A 14,564-nucleotide genomic window follows, 5' to 3' on the forward strand; every position below is an offset into this window, starting at 1 on the left:
AAAGCGTGCCTGTTCGGCCCCGGTGTCGGCCTGGGGTCTGACCGTGGTTGAATGGAAACATGGGTCTGGATACACCTGACATGAAGGAACTGCTGCAGCCGAGTCCGCCTATCCGATACGGGGACCAGGCGGGGGACAAGCAAGTTGGCGGGGCCAGGCATCTGTCCGCCGTTCTGCCAGCCCTGAGCGCCTGCCTGGGAGCACCCGTGGCCACCGACGTCCACCCCTCTGCCAAGACCCTCCAGGAGGCACTGGGACTGCCGGATGCTCAGTCGGTGGTCGTCGTCCTGGTGGACGGTTTGGGATTCTGGAACCTGGTCAGCCGCCAGGGCCATGTGCCCTACCTGCGCTCGCTGCTGTCCGAACCCATCAACCAGCGTCCCCTCTGCACCAGCCTGCCTTCGACGACCGTGGCCGCCATGGGGGTCTTCGGCACCGGAACCTGTCCTGGGCTGACCGGCATGACCGGCTACACCCAGCTGAACCCCGACACCGGCCAGCTGAGCCAGATGATCCAGTTCAGGGGGGCTCAGGATCCCGAGCGCCTGCAGCGCCGTCCCACGGTCTTCGAGACCCTCCAGGCGCAGGGGGTTCGTGTGACATCCTCGGGCCTGCCGCGTTTTCGTGACTCCGCCCTGACACGTGCGGCTCTACGTGGTGGGGAATACCTGGCACACAACCACTCCCGTCAGCGTCTCCTGGCCGCCTGTCAGGCTGCCCGCCAGCCGGGACTGACCTATCTCTACATCCGCGATGTGGACAAGGTGGGCCACCACAGCGGCTGGGAGGGCGAAGAATGGGTGGCCGCTCTTGAAGCGACCGATGCCCAGCTGGCCGAGCTTCACCGCCGACTGCCCGCCGGGACACTGACGGTGATCGTAGCCGATCACGGCATGGTCGAAGCCGATCCGGACCAGCGCATCGACATAGCCCAGGACCCGGAGTTGAACCGAGATGTGAGATTGGTGGGCGGCGAACCCAGGGCTGTCATGCTCTATCTGAATCCGGGGGTGGATCCCCAGGTCGTGGCTGCACGCTGGCAGGAGCATCTGGGGGAGCGGGCCTGGGTGCTGACCCGGGACCAGGCCATTGAACGGGGAATCTTCGGTCCTGTCGATGCCCGTATCCGTCCCATGATCGGCGACATTATTGTTCTGGCCGGTGACCGGGCCACCCTGGTGAATTCGGCTGACCAGACTGATGCGGCGACCAGGCTGCCTGGCGTCCATGGTTCTTGGACCCGTCTTGAGACACAGATTCCCTGCCTGATCGATCTGGTCTGACTACTTGCCGAAGAGGATCTCATCCCAGCTGGGTACGGCCGACCGCCCGGAGTGTTTTTTGGCCCGCCTGCTGCTGCGACCATCCTTGGTCTCGTCCTCCTGCTCATCCTTACTGGCATCGTCGCTTTGATCCTGCTGCTCGGGCTGCTCATGGCCAGCCTGGCCCTGTCCATGGCTCTGCACCGGCAGGACCATTGTGGATTCATTGTCCCTGATGGGAGGATGCTCGGCCGTATCGGGGTCCTCGGTCAGTTCGGCATGGGGGTGGTTGGGCTCCCGGTCAACTGTCTGGTCCTGTCCTTCCTTGGGCTTGCCATAGAGCCAGGCCGTGAGCGCCGCCTGACGCTCTCCGTTCTCCTGGCCCACCGATCCGGTGTCGTCTTCTTCGATTTGAGCAAAGGCGTCCTCCTGGCTTGGAGGCCGCTTGTCGGTCTGGTCGTCGATCTCTTCGGCAGGGCCCTGATCCAAGGCGGGTCGCTCCTGTCCATGGCCGTCTTCGGAATCATCCAGCAGCATCCTGGCAGCCCCGTTCAGACAGGTAACGGTGTTGTCATGCATGTTCCAGGCCCAGCGGGCGTTGAAAATCCGCTTGTCCAGCGTGAACACGCCGTTGATGTTCCAGGGTTCGTACCCTCGTCTGGTGGCCTGCCAGGAAACCTGTGCCAGGCTGACCCCCGCACGGGCCAGCACCTTGCCTATCAGTTCCTGGTAGTTTCGTCCGCCTGATCCCTTGGGCGCCGGCATGGTCAGGAACTGCTCGATGGCGTACTTCTTCTCGGTCTCCACCGGGGCCGCGAAACGCCGTACCAAGGCTTCGTTGACAGCGTATTGCTGAGCCACCTGTTCGGGGCGGGCGCCGGCACGCACAGCCGCCTGGATGGCAGAGACAGGCAGGGGCTTGGACTTGCCTGTCTGAGGATCCACGTCCTCTTCTTCCTTGACCTGCTTGGCCTCAAGAATGGCGCGATCAAGCGCATCGTCGACCCGTACGGCGAAGTGCCGGTGGTCACAGACGAAGACCAGATCGCCCCTGTCGTCGACATGGTCAAAGCTGGCCATCCTGGTCCCATTCTCAGACATGCACGCCCCTATCCTCTTACGGTTCCTTTACACGGCCTCAGGTATTTCCATTGTGCCCTATGGTTCGTATTTTACGTGCTTTTGAAATCGTGTATCCTATGCGCAGTACATATCGTGTGGAATGACCGGTATACGAGGTGACTGGCCGAACAAGGAAAGGGTACACGATGGCACAGGATTACGATACCCCGCGAGACAAGGATGACGACGAGGAATCCCTGCAGGAGCTTGGCAAGAGCGGGCAGGATTCCGGGGCTGACCTGGATGACGACGAGAACGCCATTGCCGAGGACTATGAGCTTCCGGGCGCTGACCTGAGCAATGAAGACTCCTCGGTGACCGTCATCCCCATGCAGGGCGATGAATTCATCTGCTCCAGCTGCTTCCTGGTCAAGCATCGGAGTCAGCTGGCCTACACCACATCCGACGGTAAGCCAGTCTGCAAGGAGTGCGCCGCCTGATGGCCTATGACGAGTCCTACAACGAGCCTGAAACGGTCGAGGTTCTGTTCCAGTCCTTGGACGGGGCCGACATGCCGAAATACGCCATGCCCGGTGACGCGGGGGCCGATCTTCGAGCCAGGGTCGCCGTGGATCTGGCCCCCTTCCAGCGGGCCTTGGTGCCTACCGGCGTCGCCCTGGCCCTGCCCAACGGCTACGTCGGCCTGGTCCATCCCCGTTCAGGACTGGCGGTCAAAATGGGTGTGACCGTGCTCAACGCGCCCGGGACCATCGATGCCGGGTACAGGGGCGAGATCAAGGTGCCGCTGATCAACCTTGATCCGCATGAGTCGGTCCACTTCGAACCTGGGGAGCGCATCGCCCAGCTGGTCATCCAGCGCTACGTGCAGGCCCGTTTCGTGCCCGCTGAACGCCTGCCCGGCTCGATGCGTTCGGATGGCGGATTCGGCTCGACCGGCCGCTGATACGCCCTGCGGACACGAGCGACCCGAATGGGCTATGCGGAAGTGTAGGATTGGTGCATTATATCGGGACATTGGAGGCTTGAATGGTCACTCAGGAGGGCAGCGTCTGCAGCAATGATGTCGGCGATCAGGCCCCTTCTGGCTTGTCCTCCAAAGCCCTGGGCTGTGAGGTCAGTGACGATCCGCTCAACCCCCTGATGCCCATCTGGGAGATTTGCTCCGCCCATCATCCCGATGAGGACCTGTCCATGCTTCAGCGTGCCTACGATCGGGCCGTGGTCCAGCATGCCGACCAGAGGCGCAAGTCCGGCGAACCATACATCATCCATCCACTGGCTGTAGCCCAGATTCTGGCCGACCTGGGTATGGGGCCCACGGTGGTCTCGGCCGGTCTTCTGCATGACACTGTGGAGGACACCGACTACACCCTGGATCAGTGCCGGGACGAGTTCGGCGACACGGTGGCCGGGCTGGTGGACGGGGTCACCAAGATATCGAAGATGGACTACGGCGATTCGGCCCAGGCCGAGACCATCCGCAAGATGATCGTGGCCATGAGCCGGGATGTTCGCGTCCTGGTGGTCAAGCTGGCCGACCGGGTCCACAACGCCCGCACCTGGCGCTACGTCAAGGCTTCATCAGCCCAGCGCAAGGCCCGCGAGACCCTGGACGTCTATGCGCCCCTCGCCAACCGACTGGGCATGAACGCCATCAAGACCGAGCTGGAGGAGCTCAGCTTCAAGACCCTCTATCCCAAGATCTACAACGAGATCGTGGTCCTGGTCTCCCGCAGGGCCGGCCAGCGTGAGGTCTACCTGCAGCAGATCCTGGACGAGATCCATGAGGATTTGGATGCCCAGGGCATCAAGGCCCAGGTGACCGGGCGGCCCAAGGACTATTTCAGCATCTACCAGAAGATGATCGTGCGTGGGCACGATTTCGCCAACATCTATGACCTGGTCGGGGTGCGCATCATCGTGGACACCATCCGTGACTGCTATGCGGCCCTGGGCGCCGTCCATGCCCGGTGGAGCCCGGTGCCTGGGCGGTTCAAGGACTACATCGCCATGCCCAAGACCAACCGCTACCAGTCCCTGCACACCACTGTGGTGGGTCCGGGTGGCAAGCCGGTCGAGATTCAGATCCGTACCTGGCAGATGCACCGTCGTGCCGAGTTCGGCATCGCCGCCCACTGGAAGTACAAGGAGAACGGTTCCGCCGGCCGAGAGCTTTCCCAGCCGGACAAGTCCGATGTCAAGCGTGAGCGCCAGGATAAGGAGCTGAGCCAGGAGGACAACCTGACCTGGATCCAGCAGCTGGCCGACTGGACCAGCGAGACTCCGGACTCCAACGAGTTCCTGGGCTCCCTCAAGGATGACCTGGGCGCGGCCGAGGTCTATGTGTTCACCCCCAAGGGCAAGATCATCTCCCTGCCGGCCGACTCCACACCCGTGGACTTCGCTTATGCCGTCCACACCGAGGTGGGCCACAGAACCATGGGCGCGCGTGTCAACGGCCGTCTGGTTCCTCTGGACACCAAGCTGCGCAACGGGGACACGGTGGAGATTCTGACCAGCAAGTCGGACACCGATGGGCCTTCGCGCGACTGGCTCAGTTTCGCCAAGAGCCCCCGTGCCCGCAGCAAGATCCGTCAGTGGTTCAGCAAGGAGCGCCGTTCGGAAACCATCGAGGAGGGCAAGGACGAGCTGATTCGCGCCATGCGCAAGCGGAACCTTCCCGTGGCCACCCTGCTGACCCCCGAAGCCATGGTGGGAGCTGCTGACGAGCTCAATTATCCCAATGAGAATGCGGTCTATGCCGCCATTGGCGATGGACAGGTCTCCACCCAGAACGTGATTTCGCGTCTGGTCCATGACGCTGGTCGGTCAGCCCTTGAGGACGAGGTGGAGCAGGAGGCCATCCCCCTACAGCGGGTTACCAAGTCCAGTCGGCCGGAGACTTCCCAGGGGATCTCGGTCAAGGGCGTGGACGATGTCTGGGTCAAACTGGCCCGTTGCTGCACCCCGGTGCCGGGAGACCCTATAACCGGGTTCATCACCCGCAACCAGGGGGTCTCGGTTCACCGGTCCGACTGTCAGAATTTGCTGGAGTTGCGCAAAAAGCAGCCCGAACGGATCATCGAGGTCGCCTGGACGGGCGAACAGGGCACTTTTATGGTCCAGATCCAGGTGGAGGCCCTGGACAGGCCACACCTGCTCTCGGACATCACCCAGGTGCTGTCCGACCATGGGGTCAACATTCTGTCGGGCAGCCAGTCCACAGGCCGTGACCGGGTGGCCGTCAGCCAGTTCGTCTTCGAGATGGGCGACCCCCAGCATCTGAACACGCTCCTGTCGGCCGTCAGGAAGATCGACGGGGTCTTCGATGCCTACCGGCTCACCGGAGCCAAGGGCTCGACCAGTCCCCATATGCGGGCCATCTGACCTTCCTCTGCACTCTTGTGGCGGCGTCCTTCATACTGTTCTTTCGAACCAATCACTTGCTCCCGGCCTTGAAAATCTGCTGTGCCGGAATCTGATAGACGGTTATTAACGGTGATTAGAGAAGAACCCCCGGCGGTCAATGACCAAGCCGGGGGTCCTACCAGCGGAAATGGGTGATTAGCGCACGGCGTTCATCCATTGCTCCTTGGTGGCTTTCTCGGCTTCAAGCTCATGTCTCTTGGCCGGATCCTGCTCGGCGGCAATCCGCCGGTCCAAATCCTCAAGTTGGGTGGCCAGCTGCTGCTCGAAACTGGAGACGCGGGCATCGGCCTCGGGGTCAGACTGATTCCAGGCGGCATCCTCCACGGCCTTGATCTGCCGGTCTACGGCATCCATCCTGCCCTCGATCCGACGCACGTCGTCACGGGGGACGAAGCCGATGGCGTCCCATTCCTCTTGGATCTTGGCCAGTTCCTGCCGGGCCTGCTTGGCGGCCTTGGTGTCCTTGACGGGCAGCAGGGCTTCGGCCTTGGCCACCAAGGCCTCCTTCTTGGTCAGGTTCTCCCGCTCGTTGACCGAAGTCTTGTCACGGTCGGCCTGACGGGCGTTGAAGAAGACATCCGCGGCCTGACGGAACCGAGCCCAGAGGGCGTCATCATCCTGGCGTCCTGCACGTCCGGCCTGCTTCCAGCGGTCCATGAGCTCATTGAACCGGTGGGAGGTGGGTCCCCAGTCGGTCGAGTCCTTGATCTGGTCGGCCTCGGCGATGATCTCCTCCTTGATCCGCTTGGTCTCGGACCGCTGGGCATCACGCTGCTGCGCCCACTTGCGGCGGGCCTGGTTGAAGGTGGTACGGGCGGATGAGAAGCGCTTCCAGAGTGCGTCCGCGTCGGCCTTGTCGATACGGATGGTGGTGCGCTGGTGCTGCTGCCACTGCTCGAAGAGGGAACGGAACTTGTCCGCCGTGGAACGCCAGTTGGTGGAGTCGCCCAGGGATGCGGCCAGCTCTTCGGCCTTCTCTACAATGGCGGTCCGCTCCTTGATGGCCTTGGCCATGGCGTCCTTGCGGGCCTGCGCCAGCTCATCCTTGCGGGCCTTCCCCTGTTCAGCCAGCTGATCCAGCTGCGTACGCAGGGCGGCGAGGTCACCGACCGCCTCGGGCTTGTCGGTCTCCTCCTTGAGCGAGGTAATGGACTCGTCGATCTCGTGGGCCTTGATCTTGGGGCTGCGCAGCCTGGAGGCGAAGAGGTTCAGCTTCTCCTTGAGGTCCAGGTATCGGCGGGCATAGAGGTTCAGGGCCTCCTTGGCATCAGCGTTGGGGAACTGGCCCACCTGGCGTTCCTGGTCGCCCTCGCGAACGAAGACGTTGCCTTGCCCGTCCACCCGGCCGAAGGCTTCTGCCTTCTCAATCTCTTCCTGGCTGTAGGTGGGAGCGGCCGGGGCGGCCTTGACGTGAGGGGCCTTGTGGGCCAGAGCTGCTGGCGAGGGGACTGCCTTGGGCTTTGCCGGCTTAGGCGCGGCAGGTGCTGGTGCCGGAGCAGGCGCTTCGGCGGTTGCAGGCTGGGGCTCAGCCGGTACCTGTGCGGTCTGTGTCGGTGCGTCCTCAGTGGAAGCGGTCTGTCCGGGGGCAGCCTGTTCCTGCCCGGCTTCGGGCGTCGTCGCAGCAGCGACCTGGCCCTCCGCGTCCGCGGTGTGCTCCTCCTGCGGTGTCGGGGTATTCTCGGGTGTGATGGCGGTGTTGTCGGCCATGGCCAGCTCCTTAGGCTTGTGTGTTGGAGAGATCGCAAAATATGGCAATACCATTTTCCTTGACCTCCTATAGTATAGGTTCTTATGGCAAAAGGCACATCTCTATCCGGTTTCCCTGAATGGCTTCCTTCGCAAAGAGTGGTGGAGCAGCGAATCCTCGACACGCTCCGCAAGGTCTTTGAGTTAAACGGCTACATCGGCATTGAGACCAGGGCCGTGGAAGAGGGATCCAGCCTGCTCAAGAAGGGGGAGACCAGCAAGGAGATCTACCTGCTCTCCCGCCTTCAGGATCTGGGTCAGGAAAAGGATGTGCCGGTGGAACGCCGGTTGGGCCTGCATTTTGACCTGACTGTGCCTCTGAGCCGTTACGTGGTGGAGCACAGCAACGACTTGACCTTCCCCTTCAAGCGCTGGCAGATTCAGAAGGTCTGGCGGGGGGAGCGCCCCCAGGAGGGACGGTTCAGGGAGTTCGTCCAGGCCGATATTGATGTGATCGGCAATGGGGAGCTGCCCGACCACTATGAGGTCGAGGTGCCCTTGGTCATGCTGAGCGCCCTGGAGGAGCTGCGGGCCTTTGGACTTCCCAAGCCCACGGTGCATGCCAACAACCGCAAGCTTTCCGAGGGATTCTACCGGGGTCTGGGCTTGGAGGACGTCGAGGGCGTCCTGCGCGAGATCGACAAGCTGGACAAGATCGGCCCTGACGAGGTGGCCAGCCTGCTGGTCAGTGAATGCGGCGCCGATGAAGACCAGGCCAGAGCCTGCCTGGATCTGGCCGAGCTGACCGCCGACGATGGCAAGCAGCTGCGTCAGCGGTTCGATGCCCTTGTCGACAAGGTTGGCATCGACAAGCAGTCTCCTTCATACGCTCTGGCCATTGAGGGACTGGGGACGCTGGCCATGATCATCGACGAGGCCGCCCGCATCCGGCCGGGCTCGGTCATCGCCGATCTGAAAATTGCCCGTGGTTTGGATTACTACACCGGCTCGGTCTACGAGACCTTCCTGGAGGGGGCGCAGTCCCTGGGTTCCATCTGCTCCGGCGGCCGCTATGACAACCTGGCCAGCCAGGGCAACCGCACCTATCCCGGTGTGGGGCTGTCCATCGGGCTCTCACGTCTGCTCTCCTACCTGCTGGCCCGGGGGGTCCAGGCCTCCCGGGTCTCCCCGGCGGCGGTCATGGTCGCTGTCTGGGACGAGGAGGATCGCACACTCAGCAACCACATCGCCCAGGACCTGCGTGCCCGGGGGATTGCCGCTGATGTGGCTCCCACCGCGGCCAAGATCGGCAAGCAGATCCGCTATGCCGACCACCTGGGCATCCCCTATGTCTGGTTCCCAGCCAAGGAGGGCCAGCAGGAGGGCGACCAGGTCAAGAACATCATTACCGGCGAACAGATTCCGGCTGACCTGGTGTCGTGGACGCCGGATAGCCTGTATGCCCGGCAGAGTGTGGAATACCAGGCCTGACGCAGGGGCAGGCCGAGCATTATGGAGGTACAGGAAAGCATGGGCCAGTCGGCTTACAGAACGAGCTACGCCACGGATGTCACTGAAGATATGGTCGGTCGCCAGGTGACGGTGGCCGGGTGGGTGGATCGCCGCCGTGATCACGGAGGCGTGGCCTTCATCGACCTGCGTGACCGTTCCGGTCTGGTGCAGATCGTCATCTATGACGAGGAAGAGGCCCGCCCCCTGCGCAGCGAGTACGTGATCCAGGTCACCGGCAAGGTTCGCGAACGGCCCGAGGGCAATGACAACGAGCATCTGTCCACCGGGCACATCGAGATCGTGGCCGACAAGATCGAGGTGCTGGCCAAGTCGGCAGCCCTGCCCTTCCAGGTGTCCACTGCCCTGGAGAATGAAGCCGAGAACAAGCTGCCCGGCGAGGATGTGCGGCTGCGCTACCGTTATCTGGACCTGCGCCGGCCATCCATGCAGCACAACATCCGTCTGAGGGCCGCTATGAACCGTGCCGCCCGTGCCGCCCTGGACAAGATGGACTTCTGTGAGATCGAGACGCCGACCCTGATCAAGTCCACCCCTGAGGGTGCCCGAGACTTCCTGGTGCCGGCACGTCTGGTGCCCGGGTCCTGGTATGCCCTGCCGCAGTCCCCCCAGCTGCTCAAGCAGCTGCTGATGGTGGGTGGCTTCGAGCGTTACTACCAGATCGCCCGTTGCTACCGCGACGAGGACTTCCGTGCCGACAGGCAGCCCGAGTTCACGCAGTTGGACATCGAGATGAGCTTCGCCTCCCAGGAGGACGTCATGGCCATGGCCGAGCAGGTCATCGCCGAGGTCTGGAAGGCTGCGGGATTCGAGGTCAGCCTGCCCATCCCCAGGATCAGCTGGCAGGAGGCCATGGACAAGTATGGCTCCGACAAGCCTGACCTGCGCTTCGGCAACCCCATCGTCGAGCTGACCGACTACTTCAAGGACACGCCCTTCCGGGTCTTCCAGGCACCTTATGTAGGCGCCGTGGTCTACCAGGGTGCGGCCAACCTGCCCCGCAGGCAATTCGATGCCTGGCAGGAGTGGGCCCGCCAGCGGGGTGCCAAGGGTCTGGCATACGTCCAGTTCACCGGCGACGGTACCCTCAAGGGCCCCGTGGCCAAGAACCTGTCCGATGCCGAGCGTCAGGGTCTCAAGGAGGCTGTGGGAGCCTCGGATGGAGATGCCGTCTTCTTCGCCGCCGGTCCCCGTGAGGCCTCGCAGACCCTGCTGGGTGCGGCCCGTGTGGAGATCGCCCGTCGCCAGGGGCTGCTCAAGCCCGACGAATTCGCCCTGACCTGGGTGGTGGACTTCCCGCTCTTCAAGCCCACTGACGACCCGGACGACGACGATGTGGCCGTGGGCCATTCCAAGTGGACCTCCATGCACCACCCCTTCACCATGCCCTCGGCCGATTGGATCGACCGCTTCGACAAGGATCCCGAGCACGCCATGAGCGACTCCTACGACATCGTCTGCAACGGTGAGGAGATGGGCGGCGGCTCGGTGCGTATCCACCGCGACGACATTCAGGACCGGATCTTCAAGGTGCTGGGCATCGGTCCCGAGGAGGCCCATGAGAAGTTCGGCTTCCTGCTGGATGCCTTCGAGTACGGCGCCCCGCCCCATGCGGGCATCGCCTTCGGCTGGGACAGGACCGCACAGATCCTGACGGGAGCCGACTCCATCCGTGATGTCATCGCCTTCCCCAAGTCCGGCGGCGGCCAGGATCCCATGACCGGAGCCCCGGCTCCCATCTCCGACCAGCAACGCGCCGAGACCGGTGTGGACTGGGAGCCGGATCAGGAGGATGCCGACTGAGCGCATTCCGTCACTGATCGACGAGAGTCCAAGAGGGCTGGAATCCTGCGGGGTCCTGGCCCTTATCGTTTACGCCTGTCTATGCGTTGCCAGGTCAATCAGTTGCGCTCGGCCAAGGCCTCTGTTTTCAGGAGGACCGTTTCTATGGCCGTTACGCAACAAAGTATGAGTAAACTGCCCAATATGAGCGAAACAACCAAACATCCGTCGGAGCGGATTCTGCCGGAGAAACCGGTCTCGGATCTCCCAACCAAGGACAAGTCCGGGCCGCTGGTCGAGCTGGCCCACGTCGAGAAGCATTTTGGCAGCCTGCATGTCCTCAAGGACATCAACCTGCAGGTCCAAACCGGCGAAGTGCTGGTGGTGGTCGGACCCTCAGGCTCCGGCAAGTCAACCATGTGCCGGACCATCAATCGCCTGGAGTCCATCGACTCCGGTGTTATAAGGATCGAGGGGGAGCCCCTGCCGCAGGAGGGACGCGACCTGGCTCGGCTCAGGGCCGAGGTGGGCATGGTCTTCCAGTCATTCAACCTGTTCGCCAACAAGACCATCCTGGAGAACATGACCCTGGCGCCCATCAAGGTGCGCCATATGCCCAAGAAGGATGCTGAGGACCTGGCCATGGACCTCTTGGCCCGGGTGGGCGTGGAATCCCAGGCCTCCAAGATGCCCTCCCAGCTCTCAGGCGGCCAGCAGCAGCGTGTGGCCATAGCCCGCGCCCTGGCCATGCAGCCCAAGATCATGCTCTTCGACGAGCCCACATCGGCTCTTGACCCGGAGATGGTCAACGAGGTGCTGGATGTGATGATTCAGCTGGCCCAGGAGGGCATGACCATGATCTGCGTGACCCACGAGATGGGCTTTGCCCGTCAGGCCGCCGACCATATCGTTTTCATGGCCGATGGACGGATTCTGGAGAAGGACGACCCCGACGACTTCTTCGATCACCCCAAGACCCAGAGGGCCGCCGACTTCCTGTCCAAGATTCTGACCCACTGAAGCAGGAGGGAAGCGTATCCGCATGAATGCAAGCATGCATGGCATGGGCCAGCCGTTGAAACGGCTGGCCAAGAATCTGACCGCGATCCTGTGCGCTTTGGGTTGCCTGATCTCCTTGGCGGCCTGCGGCTCCGACAAGGAGGCAGGCAAGATTCGGGTGGGCATCAAGTTCGACCAGCCTGGTCTGGGCTTCAAGAAGGCCGGGACCTATGTGGGCTTCGACGTGGACGTGGCCACCTACATCGCCGACAAGCTGGGTTACAGCCCCGACGACATCGTCTGGAAGGAGGCCCCCTCCAAGCAGCGTGAGGCCATGCTCCAGAACGGTGACGTGGACATGATTCTGGCCTCCTATTCCATAACGGACGAGCGCAAGCGGGCCGTCTCTTTCGCTGGACCCTACATCGTGGCCGGACAGGACCTGCTGGTGCGCAAGGAGGACCACCATATCCGTGGCCCCGAAGACCTCAATGGCAAACGACTGTGCTCAGTGACTGGATCCACCTCGGCCGTCACCGTCAAGAAACGGTTCGCCAAAGAAGTCCAGCTGATGGAGCAGCCGGGCTACGCCGAATGCGCCACCGCCCTCTTCTCCGGCATCGTCGATGCAGTCACCACTGACGACATCATCCTGGCTGGTCTGGCTTCCGCCTCACGTGGAAGGCTGCGGCTGGTGGGCAAGCCCTTCACCCAGGAGTACTACGGTGTGGGCATCAAAAAAGGCAATACCAAGCTGGCCCACAAGATCAACGCGGCCCTGGCCGACATGGAGGCCAACGGCTCCTGGCAGCGGGCGCTCGAGAACAACACCCGGGGCACCCATTACAAACCCGATCCGCGCTACAACCCACCTAAGCCCAAGGAGGGGGAGTGAGATGTCAACCATCATCGAACTGTTCACCGACTACGACATCCCGGCAGCCTTTTGGGTCAACATCCAGCTGACCCTCTGGTCGGCCCTCTTCTCGCTGATCCTGGGCATCATCCTGGTGATCATGCGCATCTCGCCCATCTCCTCCCTGCGGGCCGTCGGCCGAGGGTATGTGGAGTTCTTCCAGAACATGCCTTTGACCATCATCATGGTCTTCATGGTCCTGGGTGCCTTCGCACAGCTCAAGATCAGCTTCTCGCCGGAATTCTCCGTCAACTTCTTCTGGCTGGCAGTGACGGGCCTGTCCCTGTATACGGCGGCCTTCGTCTGCGAGTCCCTGCGCTCAGGCATCAACACAGTGCCTCTGGGCCAGGCCGAGGCGGCCCGTGCCCTGGGGTTGAGCTTCTTCCAGTCGGCCTCACAGATCATTCTGCCCCAGGCCTTCCGTGGTTCGGTAGCGCCCTTGGGCAACACCTTCATCGCCCTGCTGAAGAACTCCACCGTGGCTGCGGCCGCCTCCGTGGCATCCGAGAGCTCCTCCCTGATGAGCGAGATGATAGAGTTCCACGCCAATGCCATTGTGGCCATCTTCCTGATTTTCGCCCTAGGATATGTGATTCTGGTTTTGCCCATCGGAGCTTTGACCACGTACCTGTCCAACAAGCTGGCAGTGAGGAGGTGAGCGGCCATGGCACCAGATAATGAGAGCTCGCTGCTCTTCGATCAGCCCGGTCCCAAGGGTCGGCGCACCATACGAATCGCCAATTGGATAGCCGCTATCATCTTCGCCATAGTGGTCATTCTGGTGCTGATGAGGCTGCACAATCCTCCTGATGGGGAGAACCAGCTCAGCTGGGAGCTTTGGCGTCCGGCCCTGGACTACGAAGCTTGGTCGGACTTCTATCTGCCTGGGCTCTGGCTGACCATCAAGGCTTCGGTGGTTGCAGTGATTGGCTCGGTCATCTTTGGGTTTGTCTTCGGCCTTGGCCGTCTGCTGCCCAACTGGCTGGTAAGGGCAGTCTCAGGAATCATCGTGGAGTTCTGCCGGGCCGTCCCGGTTCTTATGATGATGATCTTCTTCTGGCGCTGGTTCGCCTTTGCCGGAGTCAGCCAGGCCTCCTATTGGGCCGTCGTGCTGGGCCTCATTCTTTACAATGGCTCCGTGGTGGCTGAGTTGATTCGTTCGGGGGTGGGCAACCTGCCCAACGGCCAGCGTGAGGCCTCCCTGGCACTGGGGCTGACCAGGACCCAGTCGCTGATGCAGATCGAGGTTCCGCAGGCCGTCTACGCCATGCTACCGGCGGCCGTGACCCAGCTGGTCGTGGTCCTCAAGGATACGGCTCTGGGCTCCATCATCATGTACACGGATCTGCTGCAGGAGTCCCGTCGTCTGGGCTCCATGTACTTCAACATCCTGCAGACCCTGGTGGTGGCCTCGGTGGTCTACTTCTTCGTCTGCTTCCTGCTGTCGCACTTCGCCCGTTGGCTGCCCAAGAAGATGCAGGAGCGCACTGCCGCCCCCGCCGACTTCGTGGAGCCGGCCGCGCCCGTGGCCATCATGGATCCCTCCAACGTCAACCAGATAGCCGTAGCCAAGGAGGTGGACGAGGACCGGTACGGCGGTGCGCCGTTGCAGTACCACGCCCACCACCGTGGATCCAATGCCTCCATCCAGCACTGGAGGAAGACCCGCTACATCCAGGGCTATGACAGAACCCAGCCCGACACGCTGGTCGATCCGCACAAGGCGAGTCTGGAGATTCCGGACTTCCTCAAGCCTGGACGTGGCGGCCGCTCCGACGACGATCAGAAGGACGAGGGCAAGAAGCAAGAGGGCAAAGACCAGGACTGACCGGTCCTCAGCTCCCATGATTCCAAGCCTGTGTCCGGCCGGACTTGTG

General features: G+C 62.5%; 12 protein-coding genes. 10 read left to right on the top strand and 2 right to left on the bottom strand.

The window, feature by feature from the left end; genetic code table 11:
• Positions 1 to 59 precede the first annotated feature (59 nt).
• The gene (locus tag H3T88_RS05725; RefSeq protein WP_198203869.1) at positions 60 to 1,283 is read left to right on the top strand and encodes an alkaline phosphatase family protein; all 1,224 of its coding nucleotides are present in this window, start codon (positions 60 to 62) and stop codon (positions 1,281 to 1,283) included.
• Here H3T88_RS05725 and sepH read toward each other — a convergent pair whose 3' ends face one another.
• Positions 1,284 to 2,363, bottom strand: coding sequence for a septation protein SepH (sepH, locus tag H3T88_RS05730; RefSeq protein WP_198203870.1), 1,080 nt, complete (start codon positions 2,361 to 2,363; stop codon positions 1,284 to 1,286).
• Positions 2,364 to 2,530: 167 nt separating this feature from the next.
• On the opposite strand from sepH, the gene H3T88_RS05735 reads away from it, so the two are divergent.
• The 3 genes from H3T88_RS05735 (at position 2,531) to H3T88_RS05745 (ending at position 5,732) form a co-directional block, all read left to right on the top strand.
• Complete coding sequence (locus H3T88_RS05735) at positions 2,531 to 2,824, top strand: DUF4193 domain-containing protein (RefSeq protein ID WP_015021672.1); 294 nt, start codon at positions 2,531 to 2,533, stop codon at positions 2,822 to 2,824.
• Positions 2,824 to 3,288: a dUTP diphosphatase gene (gene dut, locus H3T88_RS05740; protein ID WP_198203871.1), complete on the top strand. Its 465-nt coding sequence runs from the start codon at positions 2,824 to 2,826 to the stop codon at positions 3,286 to 3,288. The genes H3T88_RS05735 and dut overlap by 1 nt, the downstream gene beginning before the upstream one ends.
• Positions 3,289 to 3,371: 83 nt before the next feature.
• Positions 3,372 to 5,732: a RelA/SpoT family protein gene (locus H3T88_RS05745; protein ID WP_232347154.1), complete on the top strand. Its 2,361-nt coding sequence runs from the start codon at positions 3,372 to 3,374 to the stop codon at positions 5,730 to 5,732.
• A 177-nt stretch (positions 5,733 to 5,909) separates the two neighbouring features.
• Here H3T88_RS05745 and H3T88_RS05750 read toward each other — a convergent pair whose 3' ends face one another.
• Positions 5,910 to 7,481, bottom strand: coding sequence for a DUF349 domain-containing protein (locus H3T88_RS05750; protein WP_198203872.1), 1,572 nt, complete (start codon positions 7,479 to 7,481; stop codon positions 5,910 to 5,912).
• A gap of 84 nt (positions 7,482 to 7,565) precedes the next feature.
• Between H3T88_RS05750 and hisS the strand changes: the two genes are divergently transcribed.
• The 6 genes from hisS to H3T88_RS05780 all read left to right on the top strand — a co-directional run bounded on the left by hisS (position 7,566) and on the right by H3T88_RS05780 (position 14,515).
• A complete protein-coding gene (gene hisS / locus H3T88_RS05755; protein WP_198203873.1) occupies positions 7,566 to 8,951 on the top strand; it encodes a histidine--tRNA ligase in 1,386 nt (461 codons plus the stop codon).
• Positions 8,952 to 8,990: 39 nt separating this feature from the next.
• Entirely contained in the window at positions 8,991 to 10,793 is a 1,803-nt protein-coding gene (gene aspS, locus H3T88_RS05760; RefSeq protein WP_198203935.1) for an aspartate--tRNA ligase, read from the top strand.
• Positions 10,794 to 10,976: 183 nt separating this feature from the next.
• Entirely contained in the window at positions 10,977 to 11,792 is an 816-nt protein-coding gene (locus tag H3T88_RS05765; RefSeq protein ID WP_269748967.1) for an amino acid ABC transporter ATP-binding protein, read from the top strand.
• A 43-nt stretch (positions 11,793 to 11,835) separates the two neighbouring features.
• Positions 11,836 to 12,666: a glutamate ABC transporter substrate-binding protein gene (locus H3T88_RS05770; protein WP_198203937.1), complete on the top strand. Its 831-nt coding sequence runs from the start codon at positions 11,836 to 11,838 to the stop codon at positions 12,664 to 12,666.
• A gap of 1 nt (position 12,667) precedes the next feature.
• Positions 12,668 to 13,345: an amino acid ABC transporter permease gene (locus H3T88_RS05775; RefSeq protein ID WP_110412705.1), complete on the top strand. Its 678-nt coding sequence runs from the start codon at positions 12,668 to 12,670 to the stop codon at positions 13,343 to 13,345.
• A 6-nt stretch (positions 13,346 to 13,351) separates the two neighbouring features.
• On the top strand, positions 13,352 to 14,515 hold the full coding sequence (locus H3T88_RS05780; RefSeq protein ID WP_198203874.1) for an amino acid ABC transporter permease: 1,164 nt from the start codon (positions 13,352 to 13,354) through the stop codon (positions 14,513 to 14,515).
• The last annotated feature ends 49 nt before the right edge of the window (positions 14,516 to 14,564 follow it).

The organism is Bifidobacterium sp. W8110, assembly GCF_016101375.1.
Lineage (GTDB): Bacteria > Actinomycetota > Actinomycetes > Actinomycetales > Bifidobacteriaceae > Bombiscardovia > Bombiscardovia asteroides.

Coding starts and splice junctions, on each gene's coding strand:
- H3T88_RS05735 (WP_015021672.1), top strand. CDS start 2,531: ATGGCACAGGATTACGATACCCCGCGAGACAAGGATGACGACGAGGAA.
- H3T88_RS05765 (WP_269748967.1), top strand. CDS start 10,977: ATGAGCGAAACAACCAAACATCCGTCGGAGCGGATTCTGCCGGAGAAA.
- H3T88_RS05775 (WP_110412705.1), top strand. CDS start 12,668: ATGTCAACCATCATCGAACTGTTCACCGACTACGACATCCCGGCAGCC.
- sepH (WP_198203870.1), bottom strand. CDS start 2,363: ATGTCTGAGAATGGGACCAGGATGGCCAGCTTTGACCATGTCGACGAC.
- H3T88_RS05745 (WP_232347154.1), top strand. CDS start 3,372: ATGGTCACTCAGGAGGGCAGCGTCTGCAGCAATGATGTCGGCGATCAG.
- H3T88_RS05725 (WP_198203869.1), top strand. CDS start 60: ATGGGTCTGGATACACCTGACATGAAGGAACTGCTGCAGCCGAGTCCG.
- H3T88_RS05770 (WP_198203937.1), top strand. CDS start 11,836: ATGGGCCAGCCGTTGAAACGGCTGGCCAAGAATCTGACCGCGATCCTG.
- H3T88_RS05750 (WP_198203872.1), bottom strand. CDS start 7,481: ATGGCCGACAACACCGCCATCACACCCGAGAATACCCCGACACCGCAG.
- dut (WP_198203871.1), top strand. CDS start 2,824: ATGGCCTATGACGAGTCCTACAACGAGCCTGAAACGGTCGAGGTTCTG.
- hisS (WP_198203873.1), top strand. CDS start 7,566: ATGGCAAAAGGCACATCTCTATCCGGTTTCCCTGAATGGCTTCCTTCG.
- aspS (WP_198203935.1), top strand. CDS start 8,991: ATGGGCCAGTCGGCTTACAGAACGAGCTACGCCACGGATGTCACTGAA.
- H3T88_RS05780 (WP_198203874.1), top strand. CDS start 13,352: ATGGCACCAGATAATGAGAGCTCGCTGCTCTTCGATCAGCCCGGTCCC.